22 protein-coding genes and 1 pseudogene are annotated in these 15,263 nt (G+C 72.0%); 11 read left to right on the plus strand and 12 right to left on the minus strand.

Annotated features, from left to right (window positions below; all coding sequences use genetic code 11):
* Positions 1-138: pseudogene (locus VJ693_RS19295) on the plus strand (DUF2894 domain-containing protein); the annotation flags it as partial.
* A gap of 21 nt (positions 139-159) precedes the next feature.
* Here VJ693_RS19295 and VJ693_RS19300 read toward each other — a convergent pair.
* Positions 160-741 carry an NADPH-dependent FMN reductase gene (locus VJ693_RS19300; protein ID WP_324156835.1) on the minus strand — a complete coding sequence of 194 codons (582 nt, stop codon included), beginning with the start codon at positions 739-741 and terminating at the stop codon, positions 160-162.
* A gap of 132 nt (positions 742-873) precedes the next feature.
* Here VJ693_RS19300 and VJ693_RS19305 point away from each other — a divergent pair, with 132 nt between their 5' ends.
* On the plus strand, positions 874-1,770 hold the full coding sequence (locus VJ693_RS19305) for a dienelactone hydrolase family protein (protein ID WP_324156837.1): 897 nt from the start codon (positions 874-876) through the stop codon (positions 1,768-1,770).
* A gap of 3 nt (positions 1,771-1,773) precedes the next feature.
* On the opposite strand, the gene VJ693_RS19310 is transcribed toward VJ693_RS19305, so the two are convergent.
* Positions 1,774-2,196 carry a CBS domain-containing protein gene (locus VJ693_RS19310; protein ID WP_324156839.1) on the minus strand — a complete coding sequence of 141 codons (423 nt, stop codon included), beginning with the start codon at positions 2,194-2,196 and terminating at the stop codon, positions 1,774-1,776.
* Between the two features lie 152 nt (positions 2,197-2,348).
* Here VJ693_RS19310 and VJ693_RS19315 point away from each other — a divergent pair, with 152 nt between their 5' ends.
* Positions 2,349-3,785, plus strand: coding sequence for a sigma-54 dependent transcriptional regulator (locus VJ693_RS19315; RefSeq protein ID WP_324156841.1), 1,437 nt, complete (start codon positions 2,349-2,351; stop codon positions 3,783-3,785).
* Here the strand turns inward: VJ693_RS19315 and VJ693_RS19320 are convergent.
* The gene (locus VJ693_RS19320; RefSeq protein WP_324156843.1) at positions 3,728-4,573 is read right to left on the minus strand and encodes a polysaccharide deacetylase family protein; all 846 of its coding nucleotides are present in this window, start codon (positions 4,571-4,573) and stop codon (positions 3,728-3,730) included. The genes VJ693_RS19315 and VJ693_RS19320 overlap by 58 nt on opposite strands.
* Complete coding sequence (locus tag VJ693_RS19325; protein WP_324156845.1) at positions 4,566-5,747, minus strand: glycosyltransferase; 1,182 nt, start codon at positions 5,745-5,747, stop codon at positions 4,566-4,568. Before VJ693_RS19325 ends, VJ693_RS19320 begins: the two co-directional genes overlap by 8 nt.
* Positions 5,748-5,821: 74 nt before the next feature.
* On the opposite strand from VJ693_RS19325, the gene VJ693_RS19330 reads away from it, so the two are divergent.
* The 4 genes from VJ693_RS19330 to VJ693_RS19345 all read left to right on the plus strand — a co-directional run bounded on the left by VJ693_RS19330 (position 5,822) and on the right by VJ693_RS19345 (position 8,212).
* A complete protein-coding gene (locus VJ693_RS19330; RefSeq protein ID WP_324156846.1) occupies positions 5,822-5,959 on the plus strand; it encodes a hypothetical protein in 138 nt (45 codons plus the stop codon).
* Between the two features lie 563 nt (positions 5,960-6,522).
* Positions 6,523-6,792, plus strand: a complete 270-nt coding sequence (locus VJ693_RS19335) for a GlsB/YeaQ/YmgE family stress response membrane protein (protein ID WP_324156848.1) — start codon at positions 6,523-6,525, stop codon at positions 6,790-6,792.
* A gap of 6 nt (positions 6,793-6,798) precedes the next feature.
* The gene (locus VJ693_RS19340; RefSeq protein WP_324156849.1) at positions 6,799-7,278 is read left to right on the plus strand and encodes a phage holin family protein; all 480 of its coding nucleotides are present in this window, start codon (positions 6,799-6,801) and stop codon (positions 7,276-7,278) included.
* Positions 7,238-8,212, plus strand: a complete 975-nt coding sequence (locus VJ693_RS19345; RefSeq protein ID WP_324156851.1) for a lipocalin family protein — start codon at positions 7,238-7,240, stop codon at positions 8,210-8,212. The genes VJ693_RS19340 and VJ693_RS19345 overlap by 41 nt, the downstream gene beginning before the upstream one ends.
* Here VJ693_RS19345 and VJ693_RS19350 read toward each other — a convergent pair.
* The 5 genes from VJ693_RS19350 to VJ693_RS19370 form a co-directional block, all read right to left on the minus strand.
* On the minus strand, positions 8,191-8,553 hold the full coding sequence (locus VJ693_RS19350; protein WP_324156853.1) for a DUF2845 domain-containing protein: 363 nt from the start codon (positions 8,551-8,553) through the stop codon (positions 8,191-8,193). The genes VJ693_RS19345 and VJ693_RS19350 overlap by 22 nt on opposite strands.
* Before the next feature lie 7 nt (positions 8,554-8,560).
* Positions 8,561-9,034, minus strand: a complete 474-nt coding sequence (locus VJ693_RS19355; RefSeq protein WP_324156855.1) for a hypothetical protein — start codon at positions 9,032-9,034, stop codon at positions 8,561-8,563.
* Positions 9,035-9,073: 39 nt separating this feature from the next.
* A complete protein-coding gene (locus VJ693_RS19360; RefSeq protein ID WP_324156857.1) occupies positions 9,074-10,084 on the minus strand; it encodes a sensor histidine kinase in 1,011 nt (336 codons plus the stop codon).
* Positions 10,085-10,256: 172 nt separating this feature from the next.
* Positions 10,257-10,583 (minus strand): BON domain-containing protein, encoded by a 327-nt coding sequence (locus tag VJ693_RS19365; protein WP_324156859.1) that lies wholly within the window; start codon positions 10,581-10,583, stop codon positions 10,257-10,259.
* A gap of 58 nt (positions 10,584-10,641) precedes the next feature.
* Positions 10,642-11,274: a hemerythrin domain-containing protein gene (locus VJ693_RS19370; protein WP_324156860.1), complete on the minus strand. Its 633-nt coding sequence runs from the start codon at positions 11,272-11,274 to the stop codon at positions 10,642-10,644.
* Positions 11,275-11,455: 181 nt separating this feature from the next.
* Here VJ693_RS19370 and rpoN point away from each other — a divergent pair, with 181 nt between their 5' ends.
* Both rpoN and VJ693_RS19380 read left to right on the plus strand, forming a co-directional pair.
* A complete protein-coding gene (gene rpoN / locus VJ693_RS19375; protein WP_324156862.1) occupies positions 11,456-12,889 on the plus strand; it encodes an RNA polymerase factor sigma-54 in 1,434 nt (477 codons plus the stop codon).
* A gap of 55 nt (positions 12,890-12,944) precedes the next feature.
* On the plus strand, positions 12,945-13,277 hold the full coding sequence (locus tag VJ693_RS19380) for a hypothetical protein (RefSeq protein WP_324156863.1): 333 nt from the start codon (positions 12,945-12,947) through the stop codon (positions 13,275-13,277).
* An 81-nt stretch (positions 13,278-13,358) separates the two neighbouring features.
* Here VJ693_RS19380 and VJ693_RS19385 read toward each other — a convergent pair whose 3' ends face one another.
* Positions 13,359-13,856, minus strand: coding sequence for a hemerythrin domain-containing protein (locus VJ693_RS19385; protein WP_324156865.1), 498 nt, complete (start codon positions 13,854-13,856; stop codon positions 13,359-13,361).
* Positions 13,857-14,049: 193 nt separating this feature from the next.
* Between VJ693_RS19385 and VJ693_RS19390 the strand changes: the two genes are divergently transcribed.
* A complete protein-coding gene (locus VJ693_RS19390) occupies positions 14,050-14,301 on the plus strand; it encodes a hypothetical protein (RefSeq protein WP_324156866.1) in 252 nt (83 codons plus the stop codon).
* A gap of 40 nt (positions 14,302-14,341) precedes the next feature.
* Here VJ693_RS19390 and VJ693_RS19395 read toward each other — a convergent pair whose 3' ends face one another.
* Both VJ693_RS19395 and VJ693_RS19400 read right to left on the minus strand, forming a co-directional pair.
* On the minus strand, positions 14,342-14,560 hold the full coding sequence (locus VJ693_RS19395) for a hypothetical protein (protein ID WP_324156867.1): 219 nt from the start codon (positions 14,558-14,560) through the stop codon (positions 14,342-14,344).
* Positions 14,557-14,928, minus strand: coding sequence for a four-helix bundle copper-binding protein (locus VJ693_RS19400; protein WP_324156869.1), 372 nt, complete (start codon positions 14,926-14,928; stop codon positions 14,557-14,559). The genes VJ693_RS19395 and VJ693_RS19400 overlap by 4 nt, the downstream gene beginning before the upstream one ends.
* Positions 14,929-15,065: 137 nt before the next feature.
* Between VJ693_RS19400 and VJ693_RS19405 the strand changes: the two genes are divergently transcribed.
* Positions 15,066-15,260: a DUF6496 domain-containing protein gene (locus VJ693_RS19405; protein ID WP_324156871.1), complete on the plus strand. Its 195-nt coding sequence runs from the start codon at positions 15,066-15,068 to the stop codon at positions 15,258-15,260.
* The last annotated feature ends 3 nt before the right edge of the window (positions 15,261-15,263 follow it).

Raw genomic sequence — 15,263 nt, forward strand, 5'->3', positions numbered from 1 at the left:
GTGCCCGAGAACGCGGGCCCCCTGAACTCGAACCAACTCGTGCACCGGTCGCTGACCTTGATGCGCGACCTGTCGCCGGAATACCTCGACCACTTCATGACGTATGTCGATGCCCTGTTGTGGCTCGATCAGGTGAATTCAGGCTAGCGGCCCTCGCCCTCAGGGCCGCCCCGCGTTGACGAGCGCGAGCTCGGCGAGCAGGTCGTCCAGCGCCGCGCCCAGCAGCAGGGCGGTGGGCTCGTCGGCGATGCGCCCGTCGACGATCTTCTTGTCGACCGCCGGGATGGCCACATGCTGCCGGGCCACCGGCCGCGCCAGCGTGGCGGCCAGCAGGTCGCGGATCTGCGCCTGCGCCCGCACGCCGCCGAACAGGCCCGGCGAGGCCGTGACGATCAGCGCCGGCTTGCCCTTGAGCGGTGACGCGAAGCTGGGCCGCGAAGCCCAGTCGATGGCGTTCTTCAGCACGCCGGGGATGCTGTAGTTGTATTCGGGCGAGCAGATGACCAGGGCGTCGGCCTCGGTGATCGCTTGCCTCAGGCGGCGCACGCCCTCGGGCAGGGCCTCGCCTTCGAGGTCGGCGTTGTAGGGCGGCACGTCGTGCAGCGTCATCACGTCGAGCGACGCGCGGCCGTCCAGCAGGGCAGGCAGCGCACGCAGCACGGCGGTGCAATTGGAGGCGCGGCGCAGGCTGCCGGAGATGCCGAGCAGCCGGGCGGGCGTGTCGGTCGATGAGGCGGGCATGGGGATCCTTGGGTTCGGTGAGGAATGCAGTGTGCCGCCGGACGACCCCGGCAGCTTCCGACGGCGGTGCAGGCTTTGCCGCGGCCGCGTATGCTGCGCGCCTCAGGCAAAACCGGCACAGGAGCGTTGACGATGAATGAACAGCTGAAACTGCACGCCGAAGCGCAGGCTTCGCAGGACCTGTCGCGGCGCGACTTCGTCGCCATCTCGGTGGCGGCCGGCCTGGCCGGCGGCACGGCCACCGGCGCGGCCGCCGCGTTGCCGGTGACCACGGACGAAGTGATGATCAAGACGCCAGAAGGCAGCTGCGACGCGGCCTTCATCCACCCGGCCAGCGGCGCACATGCGGCGGTGGTGCTCTGGCCAGACGCCTTCGGCCTGCGCCCGTCGATGCGCGAGATGGGCAAGCGCCTGGCGGCCGAGGGTTATGCCGTGCTGGTGCCCAACCCGTTCTACCGGGTGGCGAAGGCGCCGGTGTTCGAGACGGCGGCCAACGCCAACTTCAAGGATCCCGCGCTCTGGGAAAAGCTCAAGCCGCTGATGGGCTCGGTGCAGGCGGCCGGCGCCGCGGAGCGTGATGCCGCGGCGTTCGTGGCCTTCCTCGATGCGCAGCCGCAGGTCGACAAGAAAAAGAAGATCGGCACCCAGGGCTACTGCATGGGCGGCGCGCTGGTGCTGCGCACCGCGGCGGCGGTGCCGGGCCGGGTCGGCGCCGGGGCCTCGTTCCATGGTGGGGGCCTCGTGACCGACAAGCCCGACAGCCCGCACCTGCTGGCGCCGAAGATCCAGGCCCGGGTGCTGCTCGCCATCGCGCGCAACGACGACGAGAAGCAGCCCGACGCGAAGGACAAGCTGAAGTCGGCCTTCGCCGATGGCCGGTTCGCCGCGCAGGTCGAGGTCTATCCGGCGCTGCACGGCTGGTGCGTGCCCGACATGCCGGTCGAAGGCGGCCAGGCGATCTACAACCAGGCCGAGGCCGAGCGCGCGTGGGCCGCGCTGCTGTCGCTCTACAAGACCGCGCTGGCCTGAGGTTCAGGCGCGCGAGGGCTCGGAGATCTCGCGCAAGGTCTCCTCGGTGTGCTTGACGTGGTGCGTCGCCAGGTCGCCGAGCGAGACGATGCCGACCAGTTCCTTCTTCTTGTTGACCACCGGGATGCGCCGCACCTGGCAATCGCTCATCAGGTGCATCAATTCGTCGCTGTCCTGGCTCTCGCTGGCGCACATGACGTCGCGTGTCATGACGTCGGACACGCAGCCTGAATCGGGCCCCAGGCCGGCGGCCACGCCGCGCACGGCGATGTCGCGGTCGGTGACGATGCCGAGCACCTGACTGCCGCTGCACACCGGCAGCACGCCGATGTCGAGCTGGCGCATCAGCGCGGCGGCGCGCTTGAGGCTTTCCTCCGGCGTGACGACCTGCGGGTTGGGGGACATGATCTCGCTGATCTTGCTCATGACGGCTCCTGACTGGGTTGGGCGGGAAGGGCAGCTTCCAGGGCGGCAATCCACGGGCCCAGCCGGCCTGCGCGCGGGCCGCACCGAGGTCCGGTGAGGGCGCCGGGCACGTCGTTTGCCTTCTTTGGGGCCCCGGCGCACGTGAGGCCACCATGAACCACGCCTTGATCGTCGACGACGATGCCGACTCGGCCGCGACGCTGCGGGAACTGGTCGCGGGGACCGACTACACCGTCGCGGTGGCCCACACGCTGCGCGACGCGCGGCGGCAGATCGCGCTGCAGCAGCCCGACGTCGTGCTGCTCGACCTGCAACTGCCCGACGGCAGCGGGATGGATCTGTTCGGCGACGGCGAATTGCTGGCGAACTCCGAGGTCGTGCTGATCACCGGCCATGCGAGCCTCGAGACCTCGGTGCAGGCGCTGCGCCTGGGCGCGGCCGACTACCTCGTCAAGCCGGTCTCGCCTCGGCACCTGAACGGCGTGCTGTCGCGCCTGATGAAACCCGCGGCGCTCAACGCCGAGGTGGCCGACCTGGCCGCCGGCCTCGCGGCGCAGGGCCACTTCGGCCCGCTGTGGGGCCAGTCGGTGCCGATGCTGCGCGTGTACGAGCAGATCTCGCGCGTGGCCGGCACCTCGGTCGCGGTCTTCATCACCGGCGAAAGCGGCACCGGCAAGGAGCTCGTCGCGCAGACGGTGCATGAGCTGTCGCGCCGCCGCACCCAGCCCTTCCTGGCGGTCAACTGCGGCGCGATCTCGCCCAACCTGATCGAGAGCGAGATCTTCGGCCACGAGAAAGGCAGCTTCACCGGTGCCGAGCGGCAGCACCTGGGCTTCTTCGAGCGCGCCAGCGGTGGCACGCTGTTCCTCGACGAGATCACCGAGATGCCGCTCGATCTGCAGGTCAAGTTGCTGCGGGTGCTGGAGACCGGCCGCTTCATGCGCGTGGGCTCGACCCAGAGCCAGGATGCCGACGTGCGCCTCGTGGCTGCCACCAACCGCTCGCCGCAGCAGGCCGTGGCCGACGGCAAGCTGCGCGAAGACCTGCTGTACCGCCTGAACGTCTTCCCGATCGAGGTGCCGCCGCTGCGCGATCGGCCGTCCGACATTCCGCTGCTGGCCGAGCACTTCCTGAAGGCCGTCGGCATCCAGGAGGGGCGCGCCAGGCGCTTCACGCCCGCGGCGCTGCGCCAGCTGCAGGGGCAGCCCTGGCCGGGCAACGTGCGCGAGTTGCGCAATGCGGTCCAGCGCGCCTATGTGATGGCCGACGACGACACGGTCGACGGCCAGTGGCTGCCAGGTGCGGCCCCGGCGGCGCCAGTGGCGGCGGTGGACGATGCCGATGCGCCGCCGGCGGCGAGCGTGAAGCCGGCCAACGGCGCCCGGCACGCCAGCGCCGCCGAGGGCGTGGTGGTGCCGATCGGCGCGTCGATGGCCGAGGCCGAGCGCGCGCTGATCCTCGCCACGCTGCGCCACTACAAGAACCAGAAGGAACGCGTCGCGTCGGTGCTGGGCATCAGCCTGAAGACGCTCTACAACCGCTTGAGGGAATACGCCGCCGACGATGCCGGGGCGCGCCCGGGCAAATAGGGTGGCGGGTGCGGCCGCAGCCGGCCGGCTGCCTCGTCCAGCCGCAGCGGCTTGCGGTGCTGCTCGCACAGCGCCTGCGCGAGGATGCGCGTCCAGCAGCGCCGCACGGCGGGGTGGTCGACGTCGGCCGGGTGCAGCTCCAGCCGCAGCAGCCGGCTGCGCGCCAGCGTCCTGGCGAGCAGCGTGTTCCACACGATCGACAGCAGGCGGCGCCAGCGCGAGCGTGTGCTGAAGACGATGCTGCGCGCGTGCAGGCGGCGCCGGCCCGGCCAGGCGACCAGCTCGGCCAGCGTGCAGGTGTAGGCGAAGCCGGCCGCCTCGACCGCGCGCCAGGCCGCGCCGCTGAGCAGCCAGGCCGGCGCGACGAAGCCCCGCACCGGCAGGTGCAGGGCCCGCGCCCAGGCCCGGGCGAGCGACAGGCGCTGCGCGGCCTCGTCCTCGCCGAGCGCGGCGAACTCGCCTTCGCCGGCGGTGTACCAGCGACGCAGCAGGCGGTCGCGCCAGCCGCCGGTGAGCGGCGCGTCGTCGGTGTGCGTCAGCCCGTGCAACGCCAGCTCGTGCCCGCGGTGTGCGAGCTCGTGCAGCCACCTGACGAAGGCCGGGGTGGCCGGGTTGCCGTGCAGCGCGGGAACGACGAGCAGCGTGATCGGCACGCGCACGCCGGCCGCGCGCGCCTGGGCCTGGATCTGCGTCATCACGCGCAGGCAGGCCGCCCAGTTCGCCGGGGCCACGTCGTGCAGCACGACGGTCAGGTAGCGGTGGGGGGAGGTGGGGGCTCGCTCAGGCATGGCGGGGATGCGCGTGGGCCGTCGATGCGGGTTCGTCACCGGCGCGGCGGACGGGTTGCAGCAGGCGCTGGTAGCGCCGCTCGAGCATGTCCAGCACGACCGGCCAATCCAGGCCGCGCGCACGTTCGAGCGCGGTGCGGCGGCGCTGGGTGTCGCCGTGCTGCAAGGCCCCGAGGATCGCGTCGGCCCAGTCCTCCGGCCGCTGCGATCGCAGCGTGATGCCCGCGCCGTAGACCAGCTCGCCCAGCCCGCCCGAGGCATTGGCCACCACCGGCGTGCCGCAGGCCATCGCCTCGAGTGCGCCCAGGCCGAAGGTTTCCTGGTCGCCGGCGTGAACGAAGGCATCGCAGCTCGCCAGCAGGCGGGCCAGCTGCGCGCTGTTCGGCGGCGGCGGCAGCACGTGCACGTGGCGCCCGCCGGGTGGTCGCGGGCCGTGGCCGACGGCCAGCAAGGCGTGGCCGGGGCCCAGCAGCGACACGGCGCGCGCCAGCAGGCCGAGGTTCTTCTCGGCGGCGAAGCGACCGGCGTAGATCAGCAGGTGGGTGCCGGGCTCGAGGCCCAGCCGCCGCTCCAGCGCGCGTCGCCATGACGGGTCGTCGGCGGCCGGGTGAAAGACCTGGCAGTCCACCCCCAGCGGCTGGTGCTGGGCATGGTGCACGCCGAGATCGTGCAGCAAGGCCGTCATCGCGCGGCTCGGGGCGAGCACGAGCTCGAATTCGCCATAGAGCCGGGCGAGGTACTGGCGCGCCTGGCGTTCGGCCCAGCGGCCGCGGCGCGTGTGCTGGCCCGGAAGCTCGCCGACCCAGCGCCGCGCCATCGCCGCCAGGTTGCTGTGGCAGAACGCGACCGAGGGCAGGTGCAGGGCGCGCGCCGCATCCAGCGCGGCCCAGGCCAGGGTGTAGGGGTCGGCGGCCTCGATGATGTCCGGCTCGGCGCGCTCGATCAGCTGCGCCACGTGCCGGCGATCGGCCACGAAGCGGTAGCCGCCCGAGAACGGGATCGGCCAGCCGCCGCAGTCGAGCATGCCGGCGCCGCTGGCGCCCGGCGCGACGAGCGTGTGGCGCCAGCCGCGCGCGCTCAGGGCGGCGCGCTTGGTGGTGATCAACCGGCGCACGCCGCCGACACCCGAACGCGGCCAGAACATCGTCGCGTCCAGCAGGTGGGGCCCCGTCATGGCCACGGTCGGGTCAGACGGGGCGGGCCGGTCTTCGTCTGGGCTCTGGCTCACGCCGAGGCCCGGGCACTCAGTTGCGGTCGCTGCGCGCCGCGCGGTCGGTCGACATCGACGAGTCGCTGCTCGGGCTGCTGCTGGAGCTGTCCATCGTCGAGCTGCTCGGGCTCGTGCTGCTCGGCGTGGAGGTGCTGGTGCTCGTGCTGCTGTCGTAGGTGGTCGAGCCGGTGGTGCCGCTCGGGCTCGCGGCCGGCGTCGTCGTGGTGGTCGTGGTGCTGGTCGTGGAGCTCGTGTCGGGCCCGGTCGACCCCTGTTGGGCCGCGGGCGCGCCTGCGGTGTCGGGTGTGCTTTGCGCAACCGCGACGCCGGCGGCGACCACCAGGCAGGCCGCAGCCGCGCTGGTCAAACGAGTGACGAGAGTGTTCATGCCAATGACTCCAAGGTGCGTTGAGGAACCGCTTCTCGCGCTGTGCCGGTGACCGACTGGCGCGCCAAGCGCCGTGGTGGCGTTCGGCAATCAGCGTGCCGATGCCTGGGGGTGCCGGCGGGTGGCGCCCGGGCAGGCACGGCGCATCGTTGCGGCAAGTTTTGCTGGCACGGGGCCTGCCCGAGCCGGCCGTGATCCCCACTCGTCACACGAAGACGCAGAGGAAACCAAGCGTTGCGTCGGAGCCCAGGGCCACCGTGGCGCAGGGCACACCGCTTGCCAAACCGAAGGCGCTTGCACCCGTCGTTCCGACAGGACCGCTGTCCCGTCAGTTGCTAAGGAGTCCGCACCATGAACCTCATCGTTTGGCTCGTCATCGGTGGCCTGGTGGGCTGGATCGCCAGCCTGATCATGCGCACCGATGCCCAACAGGGCATTCTGCTGAACGTCATCGTCGGTGTCGTCGGCGCACTGCTCGGCGGCTGGTTCATCTCACCGATGGTCGGTGTGCCGACGATCAACCAGGGTGTGTTCAGCGCCGGCGCCTTGCTGGTGTCGCTGGTCGGCGCCATCATCCTGCTGGCCGTCGTCAACCTCATCCGGCGCGGCACAGCGCGCTGACAGCCCATGACCGGGGGCGCGCCAGCGGGGCCGGGCGGCGGCGGTGATGCCGCCGCCGAGTCGTTGATCGACACCGTCCAGGCCCTGTTGCGCGAGTTGCCCGGGCTGTTCAGCGACCGGGTCGAGCTGTTCACGCTCGAGCTGTCGCGTGCCAGCGCTGCGCTGGGCCGCATCGTGGCCTGGCTGGTCTCGATCGCGGTCGTCGGCGTCACCGCCTGGCTGGCGTTGTGGGCCGGGCTCGGCGTGGGGCTGGTCCACCTGGGCCTGCATTGGGCGCTGGCCTTGCTGCTGGTGCTGGCGGTGAACCTGCTCGCGGTCGTGGTCGGCCTGAACCAGGTGAGGCGTCTGGCGCGGCAGCTGAGCCTGCCCGCCACGCGGCGGCACCTGACGCTCGGCAACGCATGGAGCGCGCCGGAGGCGGCGCCACCAACGGGGAGTGCTCACCATGCCGGCGCCGACGCAGCACCGCCCGTCGCCCGGTGGTGACACGGCGGACCATGACGACCTCGAGGCGCGCATCCGCCGCGCCGAGCTCGACCTGATCGCGCGCGACCAACGCGTGCGCCTTCGGCTGGCGACGCTGGGCGAGCGGGTTCAGCGCGCGCGCCAGCCGGGGCGCTGGGCCCTGCCGGTGGCCGGCGGCGCGGCGCTGCTGCTGGTCGGCTGGTGGCTGTCCCGGCGCGTCCAGCGCCGCGGGGCTGCGCAGGCCCGGGCCGACGCGGCCGCGCCGCGGCGCCGGGGCGCGCGCGCCGCGGGCGGTGGGCTCGGCCTGCTGCAATTGCTGACCCTGGCCTGGCCGCTGCTGCCCGAAGCCTGGCGTGCACGCTGGGGCCCGACCTCGACCGCGGCGCTTTTCAACCTCGGCAGCCTGGCGGGGGGCCACCTGGCCAGGCATCTGTTCGATCGCGACGCACCGGCATCGGCCCTGCCGCCGCTGCACACCGTGGCGCACGTCGATCTCGGGCGCTACGCCGGCACCTGGCACGAGATCGCCCGGCTGCCTTCGCCCTTCGAGGAGGCCTGCAGCGGGCAACCGCAGGTGAGCTACACGCTGCACGACGACCGGATCGAGGTCGCCCATCGTTGCCCGCTGGCGGACGGGCAGGTCCGGCGGGCCGAGGGCGAAGCGCGCGTCGTGCCCGGCAGCGGCGGCGCGCGCCTGAAGCTGAGCTACCTGCCGACGTGGCTGCGCTGGCTGCCGGGCGGCTGGAGCGACTGCTGGATCCTGCACGTCGACGAGGGCTACACCGTCGCGGTGGTCGGCGAGCCCCGCCGCCGCACCCTGTGGCTGCTGGCGCGCCGCCCGCGCGTCGAGCCCGAGACGCTGCAGCTGCTGATCGGCATGGCGCGGGCGCAGGGCTTCCCGGTCAAGCGGCTGGTGGTGTCGCAGCCCGGGGGTCACTGCGGCGCGCGGCCATAACTGATGGATTGAACGACACCCGCCTTGAAGCGCACGGTGGCGATCAGGTTGCCGGGCCCACGGTCGTAGACCCATTCCTCGATCGGCTGGCAGGCGACGAGCGCGCTGGCGAAGGGCTCGGCCACCGGCTGCAGCGTGCCGGCGTGGACCAGCGGCGCGCAGTGGCTGTCCTTCAGCAGCGGCTCGCCGCACTTGTAGAGCACCGACAGGCGCGAATCGCCTTCGCCCGTGCTGCTGCCGTTGCAGCGCAGGGATTCGGCCCGCGGCGCCCCGGCCGCCAGCGCGGCCGCCAGTGCCGCCAGCACCGGGGCGATCCCCCGGCGGACAAGCGTGGCGTTCATCACCTGCTCAATACTCGACCCTGCAATTCTGGTCCGCCGGATCGAGCGTGAGCTTTTCCGGCAAGTCGGCGCCGAGGTCGCAGCGCGGCAGCGACTGTGATTCGCCAAAGTCGATCACGATGGCCTGCCCTTGCACCGTGACGGCGAGGGCGTCGTCCATCTCGGGGTACTTGGGGTGGGTGAACTCGATCCGCACGGCCGTGCCCGATTCGCTCCACCTGTCGGGCCCGCCGCGGGCCGACTCCAGGCTGCAGCGGTTGGCGGGCTTGGCGGGCGTGGCGCAGAACAGGCTCTCGAAGCTCACCTGCTGCAGCTTGCCGTTCAGCAGCTTGACGGTGGCCGAGCCGCTGCTGCAACTGCTGAAGAGCTTGTAGCTGCAGGTGTAGGTGCCGGAAGCCTCGCCGAGCGCCACCGCCGCGCCAGCGCCGGGCGGCACGCCGAGCGAGAGCAGCAGGAGCAGGGCAGGCGCAGTGTTCTTCATGGGCGGCCGTCGAATGCTACTAAAGCGCGGCCGCCGCCTTCAAGCCTGCGGAGTGGGGGGGGCCGCCGGCAGGATCAGCGAGACGGTCGTGCCCCGGCCCGGCGCGCCGCTGATGCGGGCGCGGCCACCGGCCCCGGCGCAAAAGGCCTGCACCTGGGCCAGGCCGAGGCCGCTGGCCTGGCCGGCCGGCCGGGTGGTGAAGAACGGGTCGAAGGCGCGGGCGGCGGCGTGCTCGTCGATGCCTTGGCCGTCATCGCTGAAGCGGATCAGCACGCCCGGGCCGGGCGGCAGGCCATCGAGCTCGCCGGGCCCGGCGTTGCCGGCGGCGAGCCTGACGTGGGCGCCTTCCGGCGCGGCGGCCTGCAGCGCATCGCGTGCGTTCAGCGCGAGGTTGATCAGCGCCAGCTCGAGGCCGCCGGGGTCGGCGACGATGGCCCCGGTGCCGGGCGCGACCTCGACCTCGATCGCGATGCGCTTGCCCAGCACCACCGCAAGCAGCTCGCCCATCTCGGGCAGGCTGGAGGCCAGGTCGATGCGCTCGGCCCGGCCGGCGTGGCGGTTCGCGAAACGCTGCAGGTGCTGCGACAGCCGCCGCCCGGCCTCGACGGCGCGCATCGTGGCCGCCAGCGGCGCCTGCAGCTCGGGCTGCTGCTGGCCGTGCCGCTCGATCAGGTAGGCGCTGTTGCTGATCACGCCGAGCAGGTTGTTCATGTCGTGCGCCACGGCGCCGGTCAGGCGGCCCAGCGCCTCGAAGCGCTGGCCATGCAAGGCACGCTGCTCGGCCTCGCGGCTGCGCAGGGTCGCGGCCTCGAGTCGGCGTTCGAGCTCGGCGCGGGCCTCGCGCTGCGTGTTTTCGTCGTCGTTGATGTCGCGCGCTACAGCGCGTGACAGCCCCAGCGCACCGCCGATGGCCAGGCCCAGCAGCAGCAAGACGCCGCCGGCGAACCACGGCGACGCGCCCGGCGGCGCCCACCACAGCGCGGCGGCCAGCGCCGGCAGCAGCACCGCCGGGGCCAGCAGCAGCAGGCGGGAGCGTGTCGAGATCAGCATCGGTCGGGCGGCAGCGCCAGGGTGGGGCGCAAGCGGCGGGAGGGCGAACTTTAGTGCAGCACGCGCATCCGGTGCGATGCCGGGTGGGCGCTGCCGGTTCCGACCTTACGCCAAAACAAACGGCCCGCCATGGAAGGCGGGCCGCTCTCGGGGCCGCGCGAGCGGCGGTCGGTCAATTGCTCGGCGGACGCACGACGATGTCGTTGCGCACCGACTTCACGTCAGGCACAGCCGAGGCGAGCGAGCCTGCCTTGTCCTTCTCGGCCTGGCTGGTCGCGAAGCCCGAGAGTTGCACCGTGCCGTTGAGCGTCGTCACGTCGATGCGCATCGCGCTCACGTCGGGGTCGGCGGCCATGCGCGTCTTGACGCGGGCGGTGATGGTCTTGTCGTCGACGTACTGGCCGACGCTGCTCTGGCCGCTGGTGACGGCGCAGCCGCTGGCCGCCAGCAGCGAGCCCAGGGCCACCATCGTGGCGACGATCAATGATGACTTGTTCATGGGGTAGCTCCGTGAAGTGAACGGTACCCTGGCTGAGCAATCGGCGCGCCCGGCACCGTCAGTCGGCGATCTTGCGGCTGTTGATCGAGCCGGCCTCGCGCTGCGGGTAGCGGCCCACGTCGGGGCCGCGCAGCAGCATGCCGGTCTCGTCGATCGGCGGCTCGCCATGCATCGAGGTCAGCAGGCTTTCGTGGCCCTCTGCAGTCAGCAGCGCCTCGCGCCGCTCCATCACCTGGCTGGCCAGGCCCTCCCAATCGAGCTTGGCGCGGCGCAGCTGCGGAAACAGCTCGCCTTCCTCTTCCTTCACGTGGTGCATGAGGTACTCGCACATCACCGCGAAGCGGGCCGAGAACTTCTCGTCGATCGCGCTCGCGGCCTCGAGCTGGTCACCCAGGTAACGAATGATCTCGTGCTCGACCTCGGCTTCGTCGACGGCCTCGGCCTCGCCGACGATCGGCCGCATCACCGGATAGACGAGCTCCTCTTCCAGCGTCGCATGCACGCGCAGCAGCGCCAGCGTGCGCCGCACGATTGATTCGCACAGGTCGCCGTTGCGCTCGGCATCGAGATGCAGGAACTCGCGGTAGGCACGCTTGATCTGCCGATGGTCGTCCTTCAGCATGTCGATGATCTGGCTGCGCGCGGCGGTTGCGGCACGCGTCACGCGGGTGCTGGGGTGGTGGATGGGCATGGGGTGCTCCTGTACCCCGGGCATGGCAAGTGCTGTGCCGGGGGTGAATGCGCTGCTCCGCGGGATGGCGGCGCACAGCGGCCTTGCCCGGCACGGATTGCGGCAATTTCGGTGCCACCCCGGTAATTCGCGCGGAGCGGGCCCGCCTCTTCGAGAGGCTCTCACGCAAAGGAGAACTGCCGTGGCTGCCATGGAACTCCGTGCCGAGCATCGGCAGGCGCAGGCGCTGTCACCGCGCCTGCAACACGCGGTCAAGCTGCTGCAGATGTCCTCGCTGGACTTCGCGGCCATCGTGCGCAGCAAGCTTGGCGAGAACCCCTTCCTCGAGGACGAGGACGTTGCCGAGCCGGCCGCCGCCGTGTCCGATGCGGAGGGCATCGGCGCCGAGGCGCTGGCCGAGACCTTCGACGCCCGCGAGGCGATGGAGCCGCCCGGCGGCGACGACCGCGACCTGTGGCAGAGCGACCAGGCCGGCGGGGGCCTGCGCCGGGCCGAGGACGGCGAGGTTTCGGCGATGGAGCTGATGGCCGTCGAGACCACGCTGGCGATGCACCTGCATGGCCAGTTGAACGTGCTGCCGCTGAGCCCGCGCGACCTGCTGCTGGCGCGCGTCATCGTCGAGTCGCTCGACGACGACGGCTACCTGCGCACGCCGCTCGAGGAGTTGATCGACATCGCGCCGGTCGAGCCGGCGCCGACGCCGGACGAGCTGCTCATCGCGCTGCGGCGCGTGCAATCGCTGGATCCGCCGGGCGTCGGAGCGCGCAGCGTCGCCGAGTGCCTGAGGCTGCAGCTGCCGGCCATCACCTGCCCCGAGATGCGCGCCCTGGCCGTCCGCATCGTGGCCGAGCACCTGCCGGCACTGGCGGCGAGGGACCTGAACGCGCTCGCTGCCCGCCTGGGCGAGAGCGTTGATGGCGTGAAGGCGGCGTGCGAGCGCATCCGCCGGCTGGACCCGCGGCCGGGCTGGCGCCACGGCCCGGCCAACGTGGCCTACGTGATCCCCGACGTGGTGGTGAAGAAGCGCCGCAACGAGTGGTCGGTCCAGCTCAACCCGGCCGTCGTGCCCAGGATCCGCCTGAACCGGGTCTATGCGGAGCTGTTCCAGCGTCACCGCAAGCCGGCCGAGAACGCCGAGCTGGCGGGCCACCTGGAGGACGCACGCTGGACGCTGCGCAACGTCGAGCAGCGCTTTGCGACCATCCTGTCGGTAGCCGGCGCCATCGTGCGGCGCCAGCGCCACTTCCTCGATTACGGCCCGATGGCGATGAAGCCGCTGCTGCTGCGCGAGATCGCCCAGGAATGCGGTGTCCACGAATCCACCGTCTCGCGCGTGACGAACAACAAGTACATGGCCACGCCCAGCGGCGTGTTCGAGCTCAAGTATTTCTTCTCGCGGGCGATCGTCAGTGCCAACGGCAGCGCCTGCTCGGGCACCGCGATCCGCGGGCTGATCAAGGACATCGTCGAGGCGGAGGACCCGGCGCAGGCGCTGTCGGACGCCGAGATCCGCCGCCAGCTGGTCGACCAGGGGCTGACGGTCGCGCGGCGCACGGTCACCAAGTACCGCCAGATGCTGCACATCGAGGCGGTCGAGCGCCGGCGCCAGCGGTAGCTCGGTACGTGGCTTGCCGAGAGCGGGGTCCCGCCACCAACTGGAGCGATCCGCCATGGCCACTGAACTGCCTCCCTCGAACATCCCGAACGACCTGCCCGGTGCGGGCCAGGGCGCCGGCGCGTCGGCGGGCGATGCCGCCGGCATGGATGCGGCCGCCGAGCGGCGCTTCGAGCGCGTCGTCAGCGGCGCGCACGAGGCGGTCGACAGCGCGGCGGAGTCGGTCGCGCAGGCGGCCGAGCGGCTGCGCAGCCAGGCCCAGCGCTTCACCGACTTCGAGCGCGAGTGCGCCGACGCCTGCCGCAGCCGCGTGCGCGAGCACCCCTTGAGCTGCATCGCCGCCGCGCTGCTGCTGGGCGTGCTGATCGGGCGGCTGGGCGCGCGTTGACGCGGCGGTGTCGCTGTTCAGCGCGCCGGGCAGAAACGATCGAGCTCGCGGCGCAGCGGGCCGGCCGCTACGGGGCGCGCCTCAGGCCGGGGCTGTGGCCGCGCGACTGGCTGCCGTGGTGGCCATCAACTGCGCCTTGCGGCGCGCCAGTTCGCCGCCGAGCAGGCGCAGGTCGAGTTCGGTCTTCTTGACCTTGGGGAAGATCTCTCGCTCCTCTTCCTTCACGTGGTGCTGGATGTACTCGCCCAGCACGGTGACCTTCGCGTCGTACAGCGACGCATGGGACGACGCGGCCTCGATCTGCGCGATCAGGTCCTTGGCGGTGGCGTGCTCGACCGTCGCCTCGTCGATCAGGTCGGCCTCGCGGCCCAGGGCCTCGCGGGCCAACGGGTAGAACAGCTCCTCCTCCAACGTCGCATGCACCGTCAGCATCGTGCAGATGCGGGTGGCCAGCGCCTGCCTGTCGGCGCCCTCGGCGTCGTTCTCGACGAGCTTCTCGTAGTCGTCGAACAGGGCTTTCACGGCCTTGTGGTCGTCCATCAACATCTTGATCGCATCGGTCTTCGCGGTGGTGGGCATGGGGACTCCTTCAGGGGTGGGGCGCAGCGGGGGCGCAGTGGGGGGCAGGGGGCCGGCAAGACTTGCCGGCGTCGGCCCGCATCAGGCAAGGCGTGTGCCCCGGCAGGGGGCCCGAAGGGCCGCCGTGACAGGCATGCGTGTTGCCGCCTCGACGCTTGTCGGCGATCCGCCGATTCAACCTTGGAGTCAAGACATGCAAGGACCAGGACAGAACCGCCCCCAGGACCCGCAGCATCAGCGCAACGAGGCCGACCGTGATCCGCAACAGCAGCAACAGCAGCGTGGCGAATCCGGTCGCGGCAGCCAGCAGGGCTCGCGTGGCGGCCAGGGCGGACAGCAAGGCGGGCAGGAGCGCAGCGACCGCGGCGCGCCTCGCCAACCCGGCCAGCGCGAGGGCCAGGAAGGCCAGCGCGGGCAGGACGTGAACCGCGGCGGCCAACGCTGACGCGTCACCCGCCGGCCCCGCGAGGCCCCGCGGGGCCGGCTCAGATCGCGCCGTGCCGGATGCGCTCGAGCGCATCCTCGGCGTCCAGTGCGCTGCGCAACTCGGCGGCCAGGCGGCGGATGTCGACCACCAGCGCCAGCATCAGCGCCGGGCCGGCGTGCAGGCGCAGCGTCTCCTCGAGCGCGACGCAGCGCAACTGCAGTGCATCGGCCAGGCACAGGGCCAGCGAATCCTCGGCGCGCGCGCCCTCGGGCGTCATGGCGCCGACCGCGCCGTCCGCACGGCCGCGAGCCCCATGCGGTCGCACTCGGCCGCGCACTGGCGGCAGGCCTTGGCGCACGCGGCGCAGTGGTCCATCGGGTGCATCTCGCACTGCGCGGCGCAGGCCTGGCAGACCATCGCGCACATCGCGCACACGGTGTTGCGCATCGCGCTGTCGCGTGCCAGCACGCCGGCCGCGAAGCGGCAGGCGGCGGCGCAGTCGATGTCCAGCGCGATGCAGCGGGCCAGCTCGTTGACCTCGCCTTCGCGCAGGCAGCCCACGGCGCAGCGGTCGCAGGCGTCGGCGCAGGCGCTGCAGGCGTCGATGCAGCGCTGCAGATCGGCTTGGCTGCTCGTGTTCGTCATCATGTCGGCTCCTTGGGCGCGCGGGGCGGCGACCGGGACAAAGCTCGCTTGGCAAGAGGCGTTCCGCGCCCGCAGGCAATCCAGGGTGTGGGTACAGGGCTTGCCGGGCCAGGGCAGGACCAACTTGAGGAGCAGTCATGGCACGCTACGGAAGCAAGGCGCAGGAGAAGGTCGGGCGCGTGATGCACGAGTACAAGGAAGGCGAACTGAAGAGCGGGCGCAGCGGCAAGAAGGTGACGAACCCGAAGCAGGCCGTGGCGATCGGCCTGTCCGAGGCACGCAAGGCGGGCGCCAAGGTGCCGGCCAAGCGCAGCGCGGCCAGGCACCACTGACGG

Source organism: Ideonella sp., assembly GCF_035254525.1.
Taxonomy (GTDB): domain Bacteria; phylum Pseudomonadota; class Gammaproteobacteria; order Burkholderiales; family Burkholderiaceae_C; genus Ideonella.

Excerpts from the sequence above, each read along its gene's own strand:
- VJ693_RS19300 (WP_324156835.1), bottom strand. The coding sequence starts at position 741 with ATGCCCGCCTCATCGACCGACACGCCCGCCCGGCTGCTCGGCATCTCC.
- VJ693_RS19305 (WP_324156837.1), top strand. The coding sequence starts at position 874 with ATGAATGAACAGCTGAAACTGCACGCCGAAGCGCAGGCTTCGCAGGAC.
- VJ693_RS19310 (WP_324156839.1), bottom strand. The coding sequence starts at position 2,196 with ATGAGCAAGATCAGCGAGATCATGTCCCCCAACCCGCAGGTCGTCACG.
- VJ693_RS19315 (WP_324156841.1), top strand. The coding sequence starts at position 2,349 with ATGAACCACGCCTTGATCGTCGACGACGATGCCGACTCGGCCGCGACG.
- VJ693_RS19320 (WP_324156843.1), bottom strand. The coding sequence starts at position 4,573 with ATGCCTGAGCGAGCCCCCACCTCCCCCCACCGCTACCTGACCGTCGTG.
- VJ693_RS19325 (WP_324156845.1), bottom strand. The coding sequence starts at position 5,747 with ATGACGGGGCCCCACCTGCTGGACGCGACGATGTTCTGGCCGCGTTCG.
- VJ693_RS19335 (WP_324156848.1), top strand. The coding sequence starts at position 6,523 with ATGAACCTCATCGTTTGGCTCGTCATCGGTGGCCTGGTGGGCTGGATC.
- VJ693_RS19340 (WP_324156849.1), top strand. The coding sequence starts at position 6,799 with ATGACCGGGGGCGCGCCAGCGGGGCCGGGCGGCGGCGGTGATGCCGCC.
- VJ693_RS19345 (WP_324156851.1), top strand. The coding sequence starts at position 7,238 with ATGCCGGCGCCGACGCAGCACCGCCCGTCGCCCGGTGGTGACACGGCG.
- VJ693_RS19350 (WP_324156853.1), bottom strand. The coding sequence starts at position 8,553 with ATGAACGCCACGCTTGTCCGCCGGGGGATCGCCCCGGTGCTGGCGGCA.
- VJ693_RS19355 (WP_324156855.1), bottom strand. The coding sequence starts at position 9,034 with ATGAAGAACACTGCGCCTGCCCTGCTCCTGCTGCTCTCGCTCGGCGTG.
- VJ693_RS19360 (WP_324156857.1), bottom strand. The coding sequence starts at position 10,084 with ATGCTGATCTCGACACGCTCCCGCCTGCTGCTGCTGGCCCCGGCGGTG.
- VJ693_RS19365 (WP_324156859.1), bottom strand. The coding sequence starts at position 10,583 with ATGAACAAGTCATCATTGATCGTCGCCACGATGGTGGCCCTGGGCTCG.
- VJ693_RS19370 (WP_324156860.1), bottom strand. The coding sequence starts at position 11,274 with ATGCCCATCCACCACCCCAGCACCCGCGTGACGCGTGCCGCAACCGCC.
- VJ693_RS19380 (WP_324156863.1), top strand. The coding sequence starts at position 12,945 with ATGGCCACTGAACTGCCTCCCTCGAACATCCCGAACGACCTGCCCGGT.
- VJ693_RS19385 (WP_324156865.1), bottom strand. The coding sequence starts at position 13,856 with ATGCCCACCACCGCGAAGACCGATGCGATCAAGATGTTGATGGACGAC.
- VJ693_RS19390 (WP_324156866.1), top strand. The coding sequence starts at position 14,050 with ATGCAAGGACCAGGACAGAACCGCCCCCAGGACCCGCAGCATCAGCGC.
- VJ693_RS19395 (WP_324156867.1), bottom strand. The coding sequence starts at position 14,560 with ATGACGCCCGAGGGCGCGCGCGCCGAGGATTCGCTGGCCCTGTGCCTG.
- VJ693_RS19400 (WP_324156869.1), bottom strand. The coding sequence starts at position 14,928 with ATGACGAACACGAGCAGCCAAGCCGATCTGCAGCGCTGCATCGACGCC.
- VJ693_RS19405 (WP_324156871.1), top strand. The coding sequence starts at position 15,066 with ATGGCACGCTACGGAAGCAAGGCGCAGGAGAAGGTCGGGCGCGTGATG.